Below are 18,595 nucleotides of genomic sequence, written 5' to 3'. Positions count from 1 at the left end.
GGGGCCGGCTGCCGCTACCGTGCTCCGCGTGGCGCGCGATCTCAAACTCGGCCGGCTGTTTCCCCTGGTGGTGGCCAGTGTCCTCCTCCTGGCCGCCTGTGGTGGTCCGCAGCTGGGCAAGGAGAATTTCCCCCGCACCACCGTCCCCGCCGCGAGCGGGGACGGTGGCAGCGGGCCGATCACCGATGCCGCGGTCGCGGCGGGCGCGCTGCGCCAGGTGCTGCCGTGCCAGTTCCTCGACAACACGTCGCTCTCCGCGCTGGGCACGCCCGAGGGTGAGCCCACGGCGTCGAGCGTCCGGTTCGATGAGTGCAGCGCCAAAGTGCGCGACGCCGGCGGCAAGGAGCTCTCGGTCGACGTGCAGCTCGGCGCGATCGTGCTGTTCGCCTCCGACAAGACCACGGGCCAGGTCGGCGGCCTGCCGCAGGTCGAGGTGCCCGACACCACCGGCGGTTCGTGTGAGGTCAGCGCGCTCACCTCGCGCGATCCGAGCCTCGGCCTCGCGTTCGAGATCGATTACCCGGGTGGCGATCCGTGTCGTGCGGGACGAACCTTGCTCGCTCCCGCCGTGGACAAGCTGCACAACTCCCCGCAGAAATACCCGGACGTCAAGGGATCCGTGCTCACGGCCGACGCGTGCGCGGTGCTCGACCAGTCCGCCGTGGACGCCGTGCTGAAGGGCACGAAGGGCGGGGCGACCGGGCTGCACAGCTGCCAATGGGGCAACAGCCCGAACATCGCGGTGATGTTTTTCCCGGCCCTCCCGCCGCTGGAGGGCGACGGCTGGCTGAAGGCCGACGTCGGCGGCGCGAACCAGGCGTACGCCAAAAAGGGCACGGCCGGGACGGACTGCAAGGTCGAGTGGCAGCACCGGCCGTGGCAGGGTGACCACGTGGAAGTCGTCCAGGTGGGGTTCACCGACTACGACCTCAAGCCCGGTACCGGCGACCCGTGTGCGACGGCGACGACGCTGGCGAAAAGCGTCGCGGGGAACCTGCCGCGGGCCTGAACCTTGGCGGCGGGCCGGTGTCGGCGGCTAGGTTGGGGGCATCCACCACGCCGATGTGTCGGAGGCCTGTCATGAAGAAGATCATCAACGATCCGGCGACAGTGGTCGCGGAGTCCTTGAGAGGCCTCGCCGTGGCCCACGCCGACATCGTCCGCGTCCAGGAGGACCCGGCCGTCGTGGTGCGGGCCGACGCGCCGGTGCCGAGCAAGGTAGCCGTCATCTCGGGCGGCGGCTCCGGCCACGAACCGATGCACGGCGGGCTCGTCGGGCGCGGCATGCTCGACGCGGCGGTGCCCGGCGCGGTGTTCACGTCCCCGACGCCGGACGCGGTGCAGGCCGCGGTCGCCGCGACGACCGGGCCGTCCGGTGCGTTGCTGATCGTGAAGAACTACACCGGTGACGTGCTGAACTTCGAGACCGCCGCCGAGCTGGCCGCGGCCGAGGACCTCGATGTGCGCAGCGTCGTGATCGACGACGACGTCGCGGTGAAGGACTCCACGTTCACCGCCGGCCGCCGTGGCGTCGGCGGGACCGTGCTGCTGGAGAAGATCGTGGGCGCGGCCGCGGAGCGGGGCGACTCGCTCGACGCCGTGGAGGCGCTGGCGCGCAAGGTCGTCGGGCAGGTGCGGTCGATCGGGGTGGCGTTGAGCGCGCCGACCGTGCCGCACGTCGGCGAGCCGAGCTTCGACCTGGGGCCGGATGAGATCGAGTTCGGCATCGGCATTCACGGCGAGCCGGGCCGCGAGCGCATCCCGGCCGAGCCCGCCGACGCGCTGGTGGCGCGGATGGTCGAGGCGGTCGTGTCGGACCTGCCGTACGAGCCGGGCGACAAGGTGCTGCTGTTCACGAACTCCATGGGTGCCACGCCGTTGCTGGAGCTCTACCTCGCGCACGGCATCGCCGAGCGGCTGCTGGCCGAGCGTGGGATCGTGGTCGAGCGCAGGCTGGTCGGCCCGTACATCACGAGTCTCGAGATGCAGGGGATGAGCCTGACGCTGCTGAAGCTGGACGACGAGCTGACCGAGCTGTGGGACGCGCCTGTGTGGACGCCCGCGCTGCGGTGGGGGATCTGATGGGTTGTTCTTCCGAAGGAGTCGCGGCCGCGCTGCGAGCCGCGGCCGAAGTCGTGGCCGAGCACCGCTCCGAACTGGTGGAGCTCGACCGCGCCATCGGCGACGGCGACCACGGCGAGAACATGAGCCGTGGGTTCACCGCGATCGTGTCCGCCCTGGAGACGGAGGTGCCCGCCACCCCGGCGGGCGTCGCCAAACTGGCGGCCACCACGTTGATCTCGAAGGTCGGCGGCGCGGCGGGACCGTTGTACGGCACGGCTTTCCTGCGCGCGTCGACGAAACTGGGCGACGCGGCTTCGATCGACGTGCCGCTGCTGGTGGCCGCTCTGCAGGCCGCTTTGGACGGTGTGCAGGCGCGTGGCAAAGCGGTGGGCGGCGACGCGACGATGGTCGACGCGCTCATCCCGGCCGTCTCCGCGGCCGCCGATTGCCCCGCGGACGCTTCGATCGCGGACGTGCTGACCGCGGCGGCCGACGCGGCCGACCGCGGCGCCGAGTCCACAGTGGACCTGATACCCCGTAAGGGCCGGGCTTCGTATCTGGGCGAACGCGCCGTCGGTCATATGGACCCCGGGGCCCGCTCCACGGCCCTGCTGCTGCGCGCGTTCGCGGAGGCCGCCCGGTGACCGTGGGGATCGTGCTCGTCTCGCACAGCGCCAAACTGGCCGAAGGCCTGGCCGACCTGGCCGCCCAAATGGCCCCCGACGTCCGCATCATCCCCGCCGGCGGCCTCCCCGACGGCGGCGGCATCGGCACCGACTACGACGAAGTCGTGGCCGCCGTCCAACGCGCCGACTCCGGCGACGGCGTGGTGCTGCTATACGACCTGGGCAGCGCGCAGATGACGGCGGAACTCGCGGTGGAGTCGCTTTCCGGCGGCCTTGCCGCCGTGGTCGCCGACGGCCCTCTGGTGGAGGGCGCCATCGCGGCCGCCGTCGCTGCTCAGGGCGGGGCGGACCGCAAGGCAGTGGCTTCGGCCGCTGCCGGCGCCGGCCTGGCCCCGGACCTCGCCGCGGTGGACTCTCCTGGTGATGCCCAGGAGAAGGAACTCACGCTGACGAACGAGGTCGGCCTCCACGCCCGGCCCGCCGCCGTCCTGGTGCGCAGCCTGGCCTCCGTGGAAGCCGAGGTGACGATCCGCCTGGGCGACCAGGAAGCCGACGCCCACAGCGTCCTGGCCCTCATGTCCCTCGGCGCCCGCCAGGACGACCACATCGTGGTGCGCGCCCGGGGGCCCGAGGCTTCGGACGCGCTCGCCAAGGTGACTGGTCTGGTGGAGTCGAACTTCGGGGAGTAGCGGGTGCACGGGCGGACAGCCAGAGCCGTTGACCGTCACGGCCCGGCAGAAATTCCCCCGCCCTCCCAAAGGGGGCGTGCCCATGTCCATTCTATCGGCCCACTCCGACAGAATCGGTGACTCAGCGCCGGATCGCGTCAGTTGTCCACAACTCGGCAAGCCTGTGGACAACTGAGGCGATCCCGGCGTTCTCCTTCATCACCCACCCGCGCATTCCGGCAATTCACTAACCGGAATCCCCTCACGCCGCCAGTGCGATCCCCAGCCAGATCGCCCCGATCACGGCTGCCCCGCACAACGCCGCGAGCAGCAACATCACCGTGCTGATCTGCCCCGGCTGGCGCGGCAGTCGCATCGGTTGCGTCGGCGGGCCCCAGTAGTCCTGGGAATTCTGTGCGGCCGGTCCGGTCGTGCTCGTCATGGCGCTACCTCCATCCCTCGACCGGCTAATCCTTTGTGGTCCGGACGTCGGGCCGGCCGCGTTGTCCGTTACCGGAATCGAGGACCGGATTTTGACCGATTCCCGATCGAAAGGAATCGTCGCGGTCGGTATTCGCGCTGATCTCCGGAGTTGTCGGTGCCAAGCGATACCCTCGCGCGGTGAACCTCCCCGCCGAGTTCAGTGCTCTGATCGAGCACGCTCGCACCGCGATGCGACTCCACCCCGGGCAAGGCGAACCCGCCGCGAGCGAGAGCCACCTCGGCGGTCCGCTGCTGTGGCCCGCGAATGAGCCGTGGCCGACGTGTCCCGTGACCTGGCCGCCGCGGCCCGAGGCGTCCGACGATGGTTGGACGGCCGGCCACCCGGACGACGAGCCGGCGCCGGCGATGGTCGGCGCCGCCCAGTTCTACCGCCGCGACTTCCCGGAGCTTCCGTTCCCCGGCAGCGCGGATCTCGCGCAGGTCCTGCTGTGCCCGACTCTGCACGAAAGCAAGCACCACTACGGCCCCGCCGTGCGTCTGCCCTGGCGAGACTCGAGCACCGTCGGCGAAGTCGCCGAAGCGCCGGAGCCACCCGAAGAGGCGGACGACATGTTCCTGCCCCAGCCACGCGTCCTGCACCCGTGCCGCCTCCCGGAATTCCCCTACGTCGAGGAGTTCTCCCAGGACCGCCGCGCGGAGCTGGGATTGCCGACGAGCCGCGATGACGTCGAGTACGAGCTCGGCCAGTTCTCGAAAGTCGGCGGCTGGACGGCTTGGTACGCCGGGGATCCGGACGACCTGAGCTGCCGCGAGTGCGGCGCGCGCCTGCGTCAGGCGATCGCCCTGGCGACGCAGGAGGACGAGATGCCCTGCGGGTGCGAGCGGAGTGACGACGAGGAAGCCGGCTGGGAGTTCGGCGAGCAGGGCGCGTTGAACATTTTCCTGTGCCCCACCGACCCGCGGCACCCCGTCAAGGTGCGGACGGGGTAGGCGGCAGCAGCGGCCCACCGCTCCAGTGCTGGAACACCAGGTTCGTGTGCACGCGTGCGACCTCGTCGCGGGCCGTGAGCTCGTCCAGCACCAGCCGCTGGAGTTCGGCGGCCGAGCTGGTGGCCACGTGGGCTAGGAAGTCGTCCGGGCCGGTGAGGTGGTAGACGGCGCGCACCTCGGGCAGAGCGAGCAGGTCGGACACGAACGGGTCCACCAGCTCGCGCCGGTGGGGCCGGACCTGCACGAACAGGAACGCCTCCAGCGGCCGCCCGAGTTTGGCGGCGTCGACGGAGGCGTGCTGGCCCGTGATCACGCCCGTCGAGCGGAGGCGGGCCACGCGGTCGAGGCAGGTGGACGGCGCGACGCCGACGGCGGCCGCGAGGTCCTTGTTCGACGTCCGGGCATCGTTCTGCAGCACGCGCAGAATCTCGAGGTCCACCGTGCTCAGTTCGACGGAATCGCTCATCCGCGAATGATATCCGAAACTGTTGCGGCAAAACCGCACGATGGCCGACGCTCAACGCCATGACGAACGCGCTGCGCACCCGAGCCGTCCACGCCGGCCGCGACGACCTGACCGACCTGGGACTGCACGCCGTACCCCTGGATTTTTCGACGACGTACCCGTCTCGCGACAGCGCGGCCGAGGCACTGCGGATCGACGAGTTCTCGACCGGCGGCGAGGTCTCCGGCATCTACGGCCGCGTCAGCAACCCGACCGTCGAGCGGTTCGAGCGCGCGCTGGCCGAGCTGGAGGGGTTCGACCACGCGGTGGCGTTCGCGAGCGGGATGGCGGCGGTGTCCGCGTGCCTGCTTTCCGCCGCGTCGCAAGGAAAGCGGCACGTCGTCGGTGTCCGGCCGCTGTACGGGTCGACCGATCACCTGTTGACGTCCGGGCTGCTCGGCACCGAGGTCACGTGGGCGGTGCCCGGTGAGGTGGCCGCGGCGCTCAGGCCGGACACCGGCCTGGTCTTCGTCGAGACACCCGCCAACCCGACGCTCACCGAGCTCGACGTCAAAGCCCTGGTCGACGCGTGCGGCGACGTGCCCGTGCTCGTCGACAACACCTTCGCCACGCCCGTCCTGCAACGCCCCGGCCGCCACGGCGCGCGCCTCGTGCTCCACAGCGCCACGAAGTTCCTCGGTGGCCACGGTGACGTGATGGGTGGCGTCGTCGCGTGTGACGCGGAGGAGGCCGCGCGGCTGCGGGGAATCCGCTTTGCCACGGGCGCCGTGCTGCACCCGCTGGCCGGATACCTGTTGCTGCGCGGGCTTTCCACGCTCCCGCTGCGTGTGACAGCGGCCAGCGAGACCGCCGCCGTGCTCACCGAACGCCTTGCGCAGCACGAAGCGGTGACCGCCGTGCACTACCCGAAGCTCGGCGGCCCGCTCGTCGCGTTCGAGGTGGCGGGTGATCCGCACGCGCTGATCGGCGCCGTCCGGCTGATCACGCCGGCGGTGAGCCTCGGCAGCGTCGACACGCTCATCCAGCACCCGGCGTCGCTCACACACCGGGTCGTCGCCGAGAGCGACCGCGAGGAGGCGGGCATCACCCACGGGCTGATCCGGCTCTCGGCCGGGCTCGAGGACGTCGAGGACCTCTGGCTCGACCTCGACCAGGCGCTGAAGGCCTGCTGAATCTCAGCCGCCGCAGCACCCGCCGCCGCAGCAGCCGCCCGACGGCGCGGGGCTCGCGGCGGAGCCGGTGAGCGCGACGGTGGTCAGCAGCTTCACGGTGTCGGTGTGCCCCTCGGGACACGGCGCCGGCGCGCCGGACTCGCTCATCGGCCGTTGCAGCTCGAAGGTGTCGGTGCAGTCGCGGCAGCGGTAGGCGTAAGTGGGCATGCGTCGATTATCGCTGCCGCGCAGGCGGGTGGGAAGCTGTCTTCGTGGACGTTCCCCAAATCACGGACCTCCCGCACCTCGGCCAGGTCGTCCCCGCGGTGCTGGGCGCGCTCGGCGTGCCGGGCGAGGCGGGTTCGCTGGCGCTGCCGGAGGCTCGCAGCGCGTGCGTGCTGCTCATCGACGGGCTCGGCTGGCAGCTCCTCGCCGAGCACGCGGCCGACGCGCCGGTGCTCACGGAGCTCGCGAAGAGCCCGCTGCGCGTCGGCTTCCCGTCGACCACGGCGGCCGGCGTCGCCGCGATCGGCACCGGCCTGGCGTCGGGGGAGCACGGGATGGTCGGGTACACGTTCGAGGTGCCGGGCACGGGCGTGCTCAACGCCCTGCGCTGGCGCTCCCACGAAGACGGCAGCGACCTGCGCGGCGCCCTCCCGCCCCGCTCGGTCCAGCCCCTTCCGACGACTTTCGAACGCGCCGCCGCGGCCGGCCTCGACGCCGCCGTCGTGTCCTCCGCCCAGTTCTCCGACACGGCCCTGACCCGCGCCACCCAAAGCGGCGCGCGCTACGCCGGCGTCCACGCCCTGGGCGACCTCGCGGCGCGGACGCTGGAGGTGCTCGCGGCACCGTCGTTCTGCTACGCCTACCACAGCGAACTCGACCTGCTCGGCCACCTCTACGGTCCCGGCTCCACCGCCTGGCGCATGCAGCTTCGGCACGTCGACCGCCTCGTCGAGTCCATTGTGGATGGACTCCCCGCGGGGGCGCTGCTGGCCGTCGTCGCCGACCACGGCATGGTGACCGTGGACGACAAACTCGACCTCGAGGACACCCCGGAGCTGCTGGACGGCGTCCGCGCCTTCGGCGGCGAGGTCCGCGCCCGCCACGTCTACACCGAACCCGGTGCGGCCGCCGATGTCCTCGCGGCCTGGCAATCCGTCCTCGGCCCGCGTGCCTGGGTCCTGCCCCGCGACGAGGCCATCGCGCAAGGCTGGTTCGGCACCGTGAGCGACCGCGTGCGCCCCCGTATCGGCGACGTCGTCGCCGCGGCCCAGGGCACGTTCGGCATGGTCCGCGGCCTGGCCGAAGCGGTCGAGACGTCCCTGATCGGCCAGCACGGCTCGCTGACGGAGGCGGAGCAGCTGGTGCCGCTGACCCTCGCGCAGGGCTGACGCCGTTCGTGGCGTTGGCACTTCCGCAGGGCGATCAGTCGGTACCCGTGGCCCGCGCACGGCTGAGCCGACCGGTCTGGGTTTGTCGCCGGGGCGGCAATCCTGAGCCTGCTGGGCTGGCCAACTTGGCCTGAGCCTCGAGGTCGCGTTCGGGAAACCCGGCGACGTGGAACGGTTGCCGCTTCACTTGCCGGCCTTACATGCCCAGCCGGCAACCGCTTGTCGCGTGGAGCGAACCAGCCTCGGTCGGTGGGGGCTGCGTTCGGCGAGGGCTGCCCGGCCGGCACCGCGCCAGGGCGGCGAGATCGACCGGGTCTGGCACGCGGCAGATCCGGGTGACCAGATCCAGCGGTGTGGATTGCATCAGGCCACCGCTCGGCCGCGGTCAGGCCGGAGCGGCAAGGTGGACCACGCTCGGCGGCCCACCGATCCAGCCGGTTAACGTGTTTCCCGTGCCCCGACACAATCGCCCCGGCCGAGACCGGCATGGTCGTGCCGAGCAGCCCGACCTTGGCGCGGCCAGCGGCTGGGCACACGCCGAGTCCGGCCCCGACGGCGAGTGGCTGGTGCGTACCGTGCCCGGCTCGCACGCGACCAAGACGTACCGCTGCCCCGGCTGCGACCACGAGATCCGGCCCGGCACGCCCCACGTCGTCGTGTGGCCCGCCGACGAAACCGGTTCCGTCGCCGACCGCCGCCATTGGCATCGCACCTGCTGGGACGCCCGGGCCCGGCGGCGCCCGAACCGGCGCTGGTAGCCCGAAACCGCAACGGGCGACTGCCGGGGAACGGGCGCTGGTGGCCCGAGACCGCAACGGGCGACTGCGGGGAACGGGCGCTGGTAGCCCGAGACCGCAACGGGCGACTGCCGCGGAACCGGCGCTGGTGGCCCGAGACCGCAACGGGCGACTGCCGGAGAACTGACGCTGGTCGCCCGAAACCGCAGCGGGTGCCCACCGGGAACCAGTGCCGGAACGCTCGAAAGACCCCGACGCACTCCGAAGCTCGCCGAACCTCACCGGCGGAAATGTCGCGAAACCGCCCCTCGTACGCCTCCTCCTCGAATCGCGTGAACCCCAGCCGCTCCACCACCCGCAGCGATGGCGCGTTCGTCGCGTTCACGCTGATCAGCACCGGAATCGCCGGCAGCTCCCGCTCAGCCCACTCCAGAGCAGCCCCAGCCGCCTCCACGGCGTACCCGCGCCCCCACGCCGAGGGCGCGAAGCGGTACGCCAGGTTCAGCACCCGCTCGCCCCGGAACAGCCGCAGCCGCACTCCCGTCAGGCCCAGCACCTCGGCCCCGCCCTGCTCCCGGACGGCGCAGTAGCCGAACCCGTGCTCGGCCCAGTGGGCGAGCCACGAGTCGAACAGCAGGTCGCCGGCCGGGGTGTCCGGTGGGTCCGGGTTGAAGCGGTGCGTCGCCGGGTCGGTCTGGATGGCGACGACGGCGGCGCGGTCCTCCTCGGTGAACGGCCGCAGCACGAGCCGTGAAGTCTCGATCTCCCTGGGCATCTCCCTCAGCACACCCCGCACGCTAGCGGCGGGGTCCGACAGAATCGCCGTCATGACCGAACTGCCGCTCCTCATGCTGCACGCCTTCCCCCTCGACGCCCGCATGTGGGACCCCGTCCGCGCGCCCCTGGCCGCGCGCCTGCGGCTGATCACGCCGGACCAGCGCGGCCTGGGCCGCAGCCCGTTGCCGGAGACCGACCGTGAGCCGAGCCTCGACGACGCCGCGCGCGACGTCCTCGCGTTGCTCGACCGGCTGGAACTCGACGAAGTGGTGCTCGGCGGCTGTTCGATGGGCGGTTACCTCGCGCTCGCGGTGCTGAAAGCAGCCCCCGAACGCGTCGCGGGGCTCGTGCTCATCGACACCAAAGCCACGGCTGACACGCCCGAAGCGGCCGAGAACCGCCTCAAGGTCGCCGAACGCGCCGAGGCCGAGGGCGTCCAGGGCTGGCTTGCCGACGCGAACCTGCCGAACCTCCTGCACAACCAGGAGCCCGCCGAACGCGTGCGCGAGCTCATCGACGCGCAGCCGCCCGCCGGGGTCGCGTGGGCGGCACGAGCGATGCGCAACCGGCCCGATTCGCTGGACGTGCTGCGCAAGTCCGACGTGCCCGCGCTCGTCATCGTCGGCGAGGAGGACAAGCTCACCCCCGTTCAGGAAGCCGGCAAGATGGTCGACGCCCTCGACGAGGCCACGCTCGTCGTCCTGCCCGGTGCTGGGCACCTCACACCCCTCGAAGACCCCGCGGGCGTCGCCGAAGCGATCCTCGGCTGGTTCGCCTAGAAGTAGTCCGCCAGCGCCGCCCGCGCTTCGCCGAGCCGCGCGGGCCAGCGCAGCGCGAGCAAATACCGCCACACCACCACGAACAGCTCGCGCAACCGCAGACACGCCTCGACCGAAGCCGCATCCACCTCGTCCGGATAGGCCGCCAGGAACGACCGTCCGCCCTGTTTCGCCAGGATCGCGAGGTCCCAAGCGAGCGGTCCGCGCCAGGTGTCCTCGAAATCCAGCCAGCACGGCCCTTCCGCGGTCGCGATGACGTTGCCCGGGTGCGCATCGCCGTGCAGGGCCTGGATCCGGTCCGCCGGCAGCGCGGCCGCGAGCCGCAACGCCTCGGCGCGCAGGGAATCCGCGGCACCGTCCATCGTGGCGCCGTGCCGGTCGAGCGCGCTCAGTAGTTCGTCGACGGGCCCGCGCACGGGAAGTTCACCCGGATAGGCACTCAGTGCCGCGTGGACGGTCGCGAGTGAACTCGCGACTTCGCCCGGGCTGTGCCGATGGTCCGGATCGTGCGGTGTCCAGTGCCAGAGCGTCACCGGCAGCCCGTCGGCGAAATGGGGCCCGGCCGGGGGATCCGTGGTGGGTGAGACGACGAGCACACCACTCTGCGTGAGGTGGCGGGAAACGGCTACGTCGCGCTCGAGCCAGGCCGTCGCGTCGGGCCGCAGCAGGCGCGTCGTCCCGGGCACCCGCGCGACGACGGAACCCAGTCTCACCAGCACGTTCGAGCGTTCGTGCAGGACCTCGGCCGACCCCGTCGCGAGGCCGAGGCGGCGGGCCACCGAGAGGGCCGCGTGGAGCGCGGAAGCCGTGTACGGGTCGGCCATGCGGTGATCTAACCAGCCGGTGCGAGCGACGGTGGGTAGCGAGGGCTACCATCCCTCTAGCCGTCGGATCGGGCTCGTCCCGACCCTCGGCGACCCGGACGATGACCACCACAAGGTTTCAGTGTTGGAGGCAGGAGTGACGGCCGTAGCCCCCAAGCCGATCGCAACGCGCCCATACCCCGCGCGCGAGACGGTTAAGGGTTCGTACCTGCTGCGGTTGTTCCGCACGACGGACCACAAGCAGATCGGCATCATGTACCTGGTCACCTCGTTCGCCTTCTTCATGGCGGGCGGAGCGATGGCCATGCTGATCCGCACGGAGCTGGCCCGCCCGGGCCAGCAGTTCCTGTCGCAGGAGCAGTACAACCAGCTCTTCACCATGCACGGCACGGTGATGCTGCTGCTGTACGCGACCCCGATCCTCTTCGGGTTCGCCAACTTCGTGCTGCCGCTGCAGATCGGTTCGCCCGACGTCGCGTTCCCGCGGCTCAACGCGTTCTCGTACTGGCTCTACCTCTTCGGTGGGCTGATCGTCCTTTCCGGATTCCTGACGCCGGGTGGCGCCGCCGACTTCGGCTGGTTCGCCTACACGCCGCTGTCGGACGCGATCCACTCGCCGGGCGTCGGCGCCGACCTCTGGATCTCCGGCCTGATCGTCTCCGGTCTGGGCACGATCCTCGGTGCGGTCAACATGGTCACCACCGTGGTCTGTCTGCGCGCGCCGGGCATGACGATGTACCGGATGCCCATCTTCACCTGGAACATCCTGGTCACGAGCATCCTGATCCTGCTCGCGTTCCCGATCCTGACCGCGGCCCTGTTCGGCCTGCTGGCAGACCGGCACCTAGGGGCGCACGTGTTCGACCCGGCCAACGGCGGGGTGATCCTCTGGCAACACCTGTTCTGGTTCTTCGGTCACCCAGAGGTGTACATCGTCGCCCTACCGTTCTTCGGGATCGTGTCAGAGATCTTCCCGGTCTTCAGCCGCAAGCCGGTGTTCGGTTACAAGGGCCTGGTCTTCGCGACGCTGGCGATCGCGGCCCTGTCCGTGGCGGTGTGGGCGCACCACATGTACGCCACCGGTGCCGTGCTGCTGCCGTTCTTCTCCTTCATGACCTTCCTGATCGCGGTCCCGACCGGTGTCAAGTTCTTCAACTGGATCGGCACGATGTGGAAGGGACAGCTGTCCTTCGAGACGCCGATGATCTTTTCGATGGGCTTCATCGTCACGTTCCTCTTCGGCGGTCTGACCGGCATCCTGCTGGCCGCGCCGGCCATCGACTTCCACGTGTCGGACAGCTACTTCGTGGTGGCGCACTTCCACTACGTGCTCTACGGCACGATCGTGTTCGCGACCTTCGCCGGGATCTACTTCTGGTTCCCGAAGATCACGGGCCGGATGATGGACGAGAAGCTGGGCAAGTGGCACTTCTGGACCACGTTCATCGGCTTCCACGGCACGTTCCTGGTCCAGCACTGGCTCGGCGCCGAAGGCATGCCCCGCCGCTACGCCGACTACCTGGCCAGCGACGGATTCACCACGCTGAACACGATCTCCACGATCGGCGCGTACATCCTCGGTGCGTCCACGCTGCCGTTCATCTGGAACGTGTTCAAGAGCTACCGCTACGGCGAGATCGTCACGGTCGACGACCCGTGGGGCTACGGCAACTCCCTCGAATGGGCCACGTCCTGCCCGCCGCCGCGGCACAACTTCACCGAGCTGCCCCGGATCCGGTCCGAGCGTCCGGCGTTCGAGCTGCACTACCCGCACATGGTGGAGCGCATGCACGCCGAAGGTGAGATCGGCTTCTTCGGCAAGCCGCGCCACCAGGCCGCGCCGTCGCAGAAGCTGGTCGACGCGACGATGCCGGGTGACCACAGCAACGACAACTCGGGCGAGCAGTAAGGCCCGGCTGAACGACCAGGGCGCGTGCCCGGCTTCCGTGTGAAGCCGGGCACGCGCCTTTTTGTTGGTCTTGAGCTATTCGTGAGCCTCAGCCCATGCCGCCCGGGCCTGGTCGCGCAGCTCGGCTGGGAGCTCCTCGGCCACCGCCGCCAGCTCCAGCAGGTCGCGGACATGGCGAGCGTCGAAGCCCGGCATGTTCGCCATGCGGATCAACCACGGCACGGCCGGCGCCATCCAGTACGGCCGGCGGCGCCGGCACGCGGAGGCCACGGTCAGTTCGACCAGCTGCTGAGGACTGGAAACTCCGTGCCCGCCCAGAAGCGCGTGAAGGCGTCGAGGGACGCCTCGAGGCTTCTCTCGAGGAACGGCCACATCGGCACGTAGCCGGACTCCTCCAGGGTGAATCTGCCTTCGTCCTCCATGCCGACACCGAGCGTTCTGTCCGGCATCACACCCAGCCGTGCGCCACAACACCTGTCCAGGACTGGTTTCCATGCCGTCTCAGCCGGCCTGGGATCGCTACACTTTTCGGACTCTACGCTGGGGATTCAACACAATTTCGCGCTCCGGTATCGGCGAGGGGGGCGGGTTGGCGGCGTTGGCGGAGTGCGCCCCCGCTCCCGGTCGCGTCCCTCGTTCGTGCCCGGCTTGTGTGAAGCCGGGCACGCAGCCTTTTTGCGCCCGGCCTTCCGCGCCAGACTGGGCGTGCTCGCACAGCGCCGAACGAGGGATAAAGCCCAGTGACCCAGACGCCCGTCCTGATCACCACGACCGGTCCCGACAAGCCCGGTGTCTCCTCCGTGTTGTTCGCCGTGCTCACCCGCCACGACGTCGATGTGCTCGACGTCGAGCAGGTCGTGATCCGCGGACAGCTCGTGCTGGGGGTTCTCGCCGGCGTCTACCGCGACCCGGAGGGCCTGCAGGAGTCCGTGGAGCAGGCGATGGCGACTGTGGGCATGCAGGTGGAGGTGAAGATCGGCGACGCGATCGGCGCCGACCCGTTCGCCCTCGGCAAGCAGGACTCGTCCCACGTGCTGGTGATGCTGGGCCGGCCGGTGACGGCGCGGTCGTTCTCCGAGGTCGCGGCCCGGCTGGCCGCGCTCGGCGCGAACATCGACTCGATCCGCAGCGTCGCCGACTACCCGGTGACCGGGCTGGAGCTCTACGTCTCGGTCCGCGAGGACACCGACGCCGCCGACGCCGAGCTGCGGTCGGTGCTGGCCGACGCCGCCTCGACCGCTGCTGTCGACGTCGCGGTGGAGCGCGCGGGCATCAGCCGGCGCGCGAAGCGGCTGGTGGTGTTCGACGTCGACTCCACGCTGGTGCAGGGCGAGGTCATCGAGATGCTCGGCGCCCACGCCGGCGTCGAGCCGCAGGTGCGCGAGATCACCGAGGCCGCGATGCGCGGCGAGCTGAACTTCACCGAGTCCCTCGAACAGCGCGTCTCGCTGCTGGCCGGGCTGCCCGCGACGGTGCTTGACGAGGTCGCGGCCTCGATCGAGCTCACGCCGGGCGCACGCACGACCGTGCGCACGCTCAAGCGCATGGGCTTCCGCTGCGGCGTGGTCTCGGGTGGGTTCACGCAGGTCATCGACCACCTCGTGGACGAACTCGGCCTCGACTTCGCGGCGGCCAACGAGCTGGAGATCGTCGACGGCAAGCTCACCGGCCGCGTCGTCGGCGAGGTCGTGGACCGCGCGGGCAAGGCGAAGGCGCTTCGCCGCTTCGCCGACGAGTACGGCATCCCGCTGGGCCAGTGCGTCGCCGTCGGCGACGGGGCCAACGACATCGACATGCTCGCGGCCGCGGGCATGGGCGTGGCGTTCAACGCGAAGCCCGCGCTGCGCGAGGTCGCCGACACCGCGCTTTCGCACCCCTACCTGGACGCGGTGCTGTTCGTCCTGGGCGTCACGCGCGCCGAGGTCGAGGCGGCCGACGCCGCCGACGGGCTGGAGCTGGTCAGGCCGTGAACCACGTGCTGGAGCCGCTGGGCAGCCGCTACGCCTACTGGCTGGGGCTGCCCGCCCAGGACACGTCCGACACCTCGGACGAGGACCCGGCCCAGGTGCGCGCGATGCCGGTCATCCTGCGCATCGAACGCGCCGAGCCGCCCGGCCGCACGCCCCTGCTGGAGGCGGCGGCCTCCGCGGCGCTGGCCGTGTGCCTCGACGAACGCTCCAGGCCCGGCGGCGAATGGGCCGAGCCAATGCACGCGTGGCTGGACAACCGCATCCGCAAGGTCGCGCGGCGGGCCCGGGGCACGCACTGGCAGGCCGTGCTGGACCTGCCGGGCATCACCGTCGAGGTCGACGGCGCCGAGGTACGGGCGCTCGTGCCCGGACTGGTCAGCGAGACGCCGAAGGAGGTGTCGCGCCTGCAGATCTCCGGTAGCGAGCTGCCGCCCGACACCCCGGGTCCGGCACCCGAGGGCGTGCCGCTGCTGCTGCTCAACCCGGAGGTGCCGATGACCGTCGGCAAGGCCTCCGCGCAGGTCGGGCACGCGACGATGATTCTGGCCTCCCTGCTGTCGGAAGCCGAGCTGGCGGCATGGGCGGCGCAGGACTACCGCGTGGCCGTGCGGGCGGCGTCGCCCGCACGGTGGAAGGAACTGTGCCCCGTGGACGACCCCGAGGCCGGCTGGCGCGAGGACCGCGTGATCGCCGTCCGGGACGCGGGGTTCACCGAGGTCGATCCCGGCACGATCACGGTGCTGGCGCAGTACCCGGCGTGAGTGCGGTGCGTCTCCACGCGGAACACCGGTGTGCCGCTTGCGGTTTTGATCAGTAGACGATGTCGTGAGGAGCGGGCGATGACCCTGGAAGTGCAGCGCGAAGGCGAGCACCAGTTCGTGGGACGCAACGAGCGCGGCGCGGAGGTGCGGATCGGGCGCAAGGGCGCGGAAGGCTCGTTCTCGCCGGCCGAGCTGCTGCAGATCGCGACCGCGGGCTGCTCCGCCGTGACCGCGGAGAACCTGATCACGCGCCGCATCGGCGAGGACTCGAAGTTCAGCGTCGGCGTCACGGCTGATCGCCGCGAAGGTGCTTCGGAGCTCGACGGCGTGCACGTGACCTTCGACGTCGACGTGTCTTCCCTCGACGCGGATCAGCGCGAAGCCCTCGCGACCGCGGTGGACCGCGCGATCGACCGCCTGTGCACCGTGAGCCGGACGCTCAAGAAGGCCATTCCCGTCACGGAGTCCTTCCCGACCGCCTGACGCAGCGAGAGCCGAGGCCCCACGCGAGGGCCTCGGCGCTGCTCTGTGCGGGAAAGGTCAGCTCTGCCAGACCACGTATGCCTGGTCGGCGTCCGTGGTCATGGCCTCGATGAACTTCTCGTTGTCGAAGCCGGGCAGCGACTGGAGGCGCTCGATGAGGGCGTCGGCCGCAGGGTCTCCACTGGGGACGGCCGTGCCCTTGCCGTCGTTGCCGACGAGCATGAAGAACACGTCCTCGTTCCACGGGCCGTCCGGGATCACTCTGACCATCACGGACGAGAGCTCCGCCCACTGGACGGCCTCTTCGCTGCCATCGGCGAGACGGCGCCGCACCCCGGTGTCGTCGACACTGACGGTCCGGGATCGTGCGCTGGACGAATCCTGGGTCAACCGGTGCTCCCTGTCGTGTTCGTTCTCTTCACCGTACCCGCCCGGGTTGTGCGCGCCGTCACGCGGGCGCCGCCGCGTCGAGCCGCTTGAGCGCGTCGCGTGCGACCTGGGGATCCGTGGTGGGCCAGAAGGGTGGCAGCGACGCGCGCACGAAACCGCCGTACCGCGCGGTTGCCAGGCGCGAGTCCAGCACCGCGACCACGCCACGGTCGGTCATCGAGCGGTGCAGCCGGCCCGTGCCCTGCGCGAGCAGCAGCGCCGCGTGCGTGGCCGCGACCGTGAGGAACCCGTTGCCACCACGGGCTTCCACGGCCCGCTGGCGTGCCGACAGCACCGGGTCGTCGGGGCGCGGGAACGGGATCCGGTCCACCACCACCAGCTGCAGCGACGGCCCCGGCACGTCGACGCCCTGCCACAGCGTGAGCGTGCCGAACAAGCACGTGCGCGGCTCGTCGGTGAACTGGCGCACCAGCGTGGGCATCGAGTCGTCGCCCTGGCACAGGATCGGGTAGTCGAGCCGCTCGCGCATCGCCTCCGCCGCCTGCTTGGCCGCACGCATCGACGAGAACAACCCGAGTGTGCGCCCGCCCGCGGCCTCGACCAATCCGGCGAGTTCGTCCATTGTGGACTCCGCCAGCCCGTCGCGGCCCGGCGGCGGCAGGTGCTTGGCGAGGTAGAGGATCCCGTTGCGCCGGTGGTCGAAGGGCGACCCGACGTCGAGGCCCGTCCACTTCGGTCCCTTGTCCTCGTCGGCCGGCGCTTCCTTGTCCGTGGCCGCACCGGGTGCCTTCGTGACACGCGCGCCGCCCGGCGGCAGGCCCCACTGCCGCGCCATGGTGTCGAACTCGCCGCCCAGGGTCAGCGTCGCAGAGGTGAGCACGGTGGTGTTGAGGTTGAACACGCGCTCGCGCAGCAGCCCCGCGACGCCCAGCGGTGCCACCTTCAACGCCGGCGGCCTCGGGTTCGCCGAGTAGCGGTCGCCCGTGAGCCACACGACGTCGCGCTGGTGGGCCAGATCCTCGTCGTACGCGTCGAGCAGGCGCGCGGCCGTGTCGTGCACCTCTTCGAGCAGCGAGCGCGCCAGCTTGCGCGCGGTGGCCCCGTCGACGTCTTCCTTGCGGTCGGAACCCAGCGCCGTCAGGCAGCCCTTCGCCGCGTCGCGCACCGCGGGAATCGCGCCGGTCAGCGCCTGCGGCAGCGAATCCAGCCGCCCGGCCGGGAGATCGTCGAGGATCAACGCGAGGCCGTCGCTGGCTTCCAGCAGGCGGTCGGCGACGTCGGCGTCGATCAGCCGCCCGCAGCGGCGCGCGGCGGCGGACACCATGGCACTGGTCAGCTCGCCTGTGGCGACGGACGTGACGCGGTCGACCAGGTCGTGGGCCTCGTCGATGATCACGAGGTCGTGGTCGGGCAGCACCTGGTAGCCCTGCAGCGCGTCGATGGCCAGCAGCGCGTGGTTGGTCACGACCACATCCGCGCGCCCGGCCTCGGCCCGCGCGCGCTCGGCGAAGCAGTCGGTGCCGATCGGGCAGCGCGCCGCGCCGAGACATTCCCTGGCGGTGACGGAAACCTGGCGCCACGCCTGGTCGGAGACACCCGGCACGAGCTCGTCGCGGTCACCGGTCTCGGTGTCGGAAGACCACTCGTGCAGCCGCGTGACCTCCTTGCCCAGCCGGGAAACGGCGAACGGGTCGAACAGCTGCGCGTCTTCGGGCTCGTCGGGCGCGCCCGTGTCGAGCCGGTGCAGGCACAGGTAGTTGCGGCGGCCCTTGAGGATCGCGAAGGTCGGTTCGCGCCCCAGCGGCTTCTTCAGCGCCTTCGCCAGGCGCGGCAGGTCGCGGTCGACCAATTGACGTTGCAGCGCGATCGTGGCCGTGGAGACCACGACGGTGGCTTCCTTCTCCACCGCGTGGCGGATCGCGGGCACCAGGTACGCCAGCGACTTCCCGGTTCCCGTACCCGCCTGCACGGCGAGGTGTTCACCGGTGCGGATGGCGTGGCCGACGGCGTCGGCCATCTTCACCTGGCCCGGCCGCTCGGCTCCGCCCACGGACTCCACAGCGTGGGTGAGGAGTTCGAGGACGCCGGGAAAATCAGTTCGAGCGGGCACAGCGATACACGATAGCCGCCGGGGCCGACAGGTTCGGCGCTCCGCCCGCGAT

21 protein-coding genes and 1 pseudogene are annotated in these 18,595 nt (G+C 71.0%); 13 read left to right on the top strand and 9 right to left on the bottom strand.

Going from position 1 to position 18,595, the window contains the following annotated elements; genetic code table 11:
* The first annotated feature begins 28 nt into the window (after window positions 1-28).
* The 4 genes from AB0383_RS46035 to dhaM all read left to right on the top strand — a co-directional run bounded on the left by AB0383_RS46035 (window position 29) and on the right by dhaM (window position 3,379).
* Complete coding sequence (locus AB0383_RS46035) at window positions 29-1,009, top strand: hypothetical protein (protein ID WP_364187085.1); 981 nt, start codon at window positions 29-31, stop codon at window positions 1,007-1,009.
* A gap of 71 nt (window positions 1,010-1,080) precedes the next feature.
* Window positions 1,081-2,082, top strand: a complete 1,002-nt coding sequence (gene dhaK, locus AB0383_RS46030; RefSeq protein WP_364187088.1) for a dihydroxyacetone kinase subunit DhaK — start codon at window positions 1,081-1,083, stop codon at window positions 2,080-2,082.
* Entirely contained in the window at window positions 2,082-2,708 is a 627-nt protein-coding gene (gene dhaL, locus AB0383_RS46025; RefSeq protein WP_364187091.1) for a dihydroxyacetone kinase subunit DhaL, read from the top strand. The genes dhaK and dhaL overlap by 1 nt, the downstream gene beginning before the upstream one ends.
* The gene (gene dhaM, locus AB0383_RS46020) at window positions 2,705-3,379 is read left to right on the top strand and encodes a dihydroxyacetone kinase phosphoryl donor subunit DhaM (RefSeq protein WP_366190758.1); all 675 of its coding nucleotides are present in this window, start codon (window positions 2,705-2,707) and stop codon (window positions 3,377-3,379) included. Before dhaL ends, dhaM begins: the two co-directional genes overlap by 4 nt.
* Window positions 3,380-3,620: 241 nt before the next feature.
* Here the strand turns inward: dhaM and AB0383_RS46015 are convergent, their stop codons facing one another.
* Complete coding sequence (locus AB0383_RS46015) at window positions 3,621-3,800, bottom strand: hypothetical protein (protein WP_220243785.1); 180 nt, start codon at window positions 3,798-3,800, stop codon at window positions 3,621-3,623.
* Between the two features lie 179 nt (window positions 3,801-3,979).
* On the opposite strand from AB0383_RS46015, the gene AB0383_RS46010 reads away from it, so the two are divergent.
* Window positions 3,980-4,792 carry a hypothetical protein gene (locus AB0383_RS46010; RefSeq protein WP_366190756.1) on the top strand — a complete coding sequence of 271 codons (813 nt, stop codon included), beginning with the start codon at window positions 3,980-3,982 and terminating at the stop codon, window positions 4,790-4,792.
* On the opposite strand, the gene AB0383_RS46005 is transcribed toward AB0383_RS46010, so the two are convergent.
* Window positions 4,773-5,258 carry an Lrp/AsnC family transcriptional regulator gene (locus AB0383_RS46005; protein WP_220243783.1) on the bottom strand — a complete coding sequence of 162 codons (486 nt, stop codon included), beginning with the start codon at window positions 5,256-5,258 and terminating at the stop codon, window positions 4,773-4,775. The two genes, AB0383_RS46010 and AB0383_RS46005, sit on opposite strands and share 20 nt — an antisense overlap.
* Before the next feature lie 59 nt (window positions 5,259-5,317).
* Here AB0383_RS46005 and AB0383_RS46000 point away from each other — a divergent pair, with 59 nt between their 5' ends.
* Complete coding sequence (locus AB0383_RS46000; protein WP_364187099.1) at window positions 5,318-6,430, top strand: PLP-dependent transferase; 1,113 nt, start codon at window positions 5,318-5,320, stop codon at window positions 6,428-6,430.
* A gap of 3 nt (window positions 6,431-6,433) precedes the next feature.
* Here AB0383_RS46000 and AB0383_RS45995 read toward each other — a convergent pair whose 3' ends face one another.
* Window positions 6,434-6,637, bottom strand: a complete 204-nt coding sequence (locus tag AB0383_RS45995; protein ID WP_220243781.1) for a zinc ribbon domain-containing protein — start codon at window positions 6,635-6,637, stop codon at window positions 6,434-6,436.
* Between the two features lie 44 nt (window positions 6,638-6,681).
* Between AB0383_RS45995 and AB0383_RS45990 the strand changes: the two genes are divergently transcribed.
* Both AB0383_RS45990 and AB0383_RS45985 read left to right on the top strand, forming a co-directional pair.
* Entirely contained in the window at window positions 6,682-7,803 is a 1,122-nt protein-coding gene (locus tag AB0383_RS45990) for a nucleotide pyrophosphatase/phosphodiesterase family protein (RefSeq protein WP_366190752.1), read from the top strand.
* Window positions 7,804-8,255: 452 nt separating this feature from the next.
* Window positions 8,256-8,561: a hypothetical protein gene (locus AB0383_RS45985; RefSeq protein ID WP_364187104.1), complete on the top strand. Its 306-nt coding sequence runs from the start codon at window positions 8,256-8,258 to the stop codon at window positions 8,559-8,561.
* Window positions 8,562-8,818: 257 nt separating this feature from the next.
* On the opposite strand, the pseudogene AB0383_RS45980 reads toward AB0383_RS45985, so the two are convergent.
* A pseudogene (locus AB0383_RS45980) lies at window positions 8,819-9,369 on the bottom strand (GNAT family N-acetyltransferase).
* Here AB0383_RS45980 and AB0383_RS45975 point away from each other — a divergent pair.
* A complete protein-coding gene (locus tag AB0383_RS45975) occupies window positions 9,368-10,096 on the top strand; it encodes an alpha/beta hydrolase (RefSeq protein ID WP_366190750.1) in 729 nt (242 codons plus the stop codon). The pseudogene AB0383_RS45980 and the gene AB0383_RS45975 sit on opposite strands and share 2 nt — an antisense overlap.
* Here the strand turns inward: AB0383_RS45975 and AB0383_RS45970 are convergent.
* Window positions 10,093-10,920: a phosphotransferase gene (locus AB0383_RS45970; protein WP_364187112.1), complete on the bottom strand. Its 828-nt coding sequence runs from the start codon at window positions 10,918-10,920 to the stop codon at window positions 10,093-10,095. The two genes, AB0383_RS45975 and AB0383_RS45970, sit on opposite strands and share 4 nt — an antisense overlap.
* A gap of 136 nt (window positions 10,921-11,056) precedes the next feature.
* Between AB0383_RS45970 and ctaD the strand changes: the two genes are divergently transcribed.
* Complete coding sequence (gene ctaD, locus AB0383_RS45965; protein ID WP_360594725.1) at window positions 11,057-12,829, top strand: cytochrome c oxidase subunit I; 1,773 nt, start codon at window positions 11,057-11,059, stop codon at window positions 12,827-12,829.
* Between the two features lie 75 nt (window positions 12,830-12,904).
* Here the strand turns inward: ctaD and AB0383_RS45960 are convergent, their stop codons facing one another.
* Both AB0383_RS45960 and AB0383_RS45955 read right to left on the bottom strand, forming a co-directional pair.
* On the bottom strand, window positions 12,905-13,051 hold the full coding sequence (locus AB0383_RS45960) for a hypothetical protein (RefSeq protein ID WP_364187114.1): 147 nt from the start codon (window positions 13,049-13,051) through the stop codon (window positions 12,905-12,907).
* A 50-nt stretch (window positions 13,052-13,101) separates the two neighbouring features.
* Window positions 13,102-13,278 (bottom strand): hypothetical protein, encoded by a 177-nt coding sequence (locus AB0383_RS45955; RefSeq protein WP_364187117.1) that lies wholly within the window; start codon window positions 13,276-13,278, stop codon window positions 13,102-13,104.
* Window positions 13,279-13,569: 291 nt separating this feature from the next.
* Between AB0383_RS45955 and serB the strand changes: the two genes are divergently transcribed.
* From serB to AB0383_RS45940, 3 genes are all read left to right on the top strand, one after another.
* Entirely contained in the window at window positions 13,570-14,799 is a 1,230-nt protein-coding gene (gene serB, locus AB0383_RS45950; protein ID WP_364187120.1) for a phosphoserine phosphatase SerB, read from the top strand.
* Window positions 14,796-15,560, top strand: a complete 765-nt coding sequence (locus AB0383_RS45945; protein WP_364187123.1) for a peptidyl-tRNA hydrolase — start codon at window positions 14,796-14,798, stop codon at window positions 15,558-15,560. The genes serB and AB0383_RS45945 overlap by 4 nt, the downstream gene beginning before the upstream one ends.
* Window positions 15,561-15,638: 78 nt before the next feature.
* The gene (locus AB0383_RS45940; RefSeq protein ID WP_364187126.1) at window positions 15,639-16,043 is read left to right on the top strand and encodes an OsmC family protein; all 405 of its coding nucleotides are present in this window, start codon (window positions 15,639-15,641) and stop codon (window positions 16,041-16,043) included.
* A 57-nt stretch (window positions 16,044-16,100) separates the two neighbouring features.
* Here the strand turns inward: AB0383_RS45940 and AB0383_RS45935 are convergent, their stop codons facing one another.
* Window positions 16,101-16,433 carry a hypothetical protein gene (locus AB0383_RS45935; protein WP_354885329.1) on the bottom strand — a complete coding sequence of 111 codons (333 nt, stop codon included), beginning with the start codon at window positions 16,431-16,433 and terminating at the stop codon, window positions 16,101-16,103.
* 58 nt (window positions 16,434-16,491) lie between these two features.
* Complete coding sequence (locus AB0383_RS45930; protein ID WP_364187129.1) at window positions 16,492-18,543, bottom strand: ATP-dependent DNA helicase; 2,052 nt, start codon at window positions 18,541-18,543, stop codon at window positions 16,492-16,494.
* Between the last annotated feature and the right edge of the window lie 52 nt (window positions 18,544-18,595).

The organism is Amycolatopsis sp. NPDC051373 (assembly GCF_040689465.1).
Lineage (GTDB): Bacteria > Actinomycetota > Actinomycetes > Mycobacteriales > Pseudonocardiaceae > Amycolatopsis.
The sequence above is the reverse complement of the archived record's forward strand: the minus strand, read 5'-3'. Positions and strand labels throughout refer to the sequence as shown.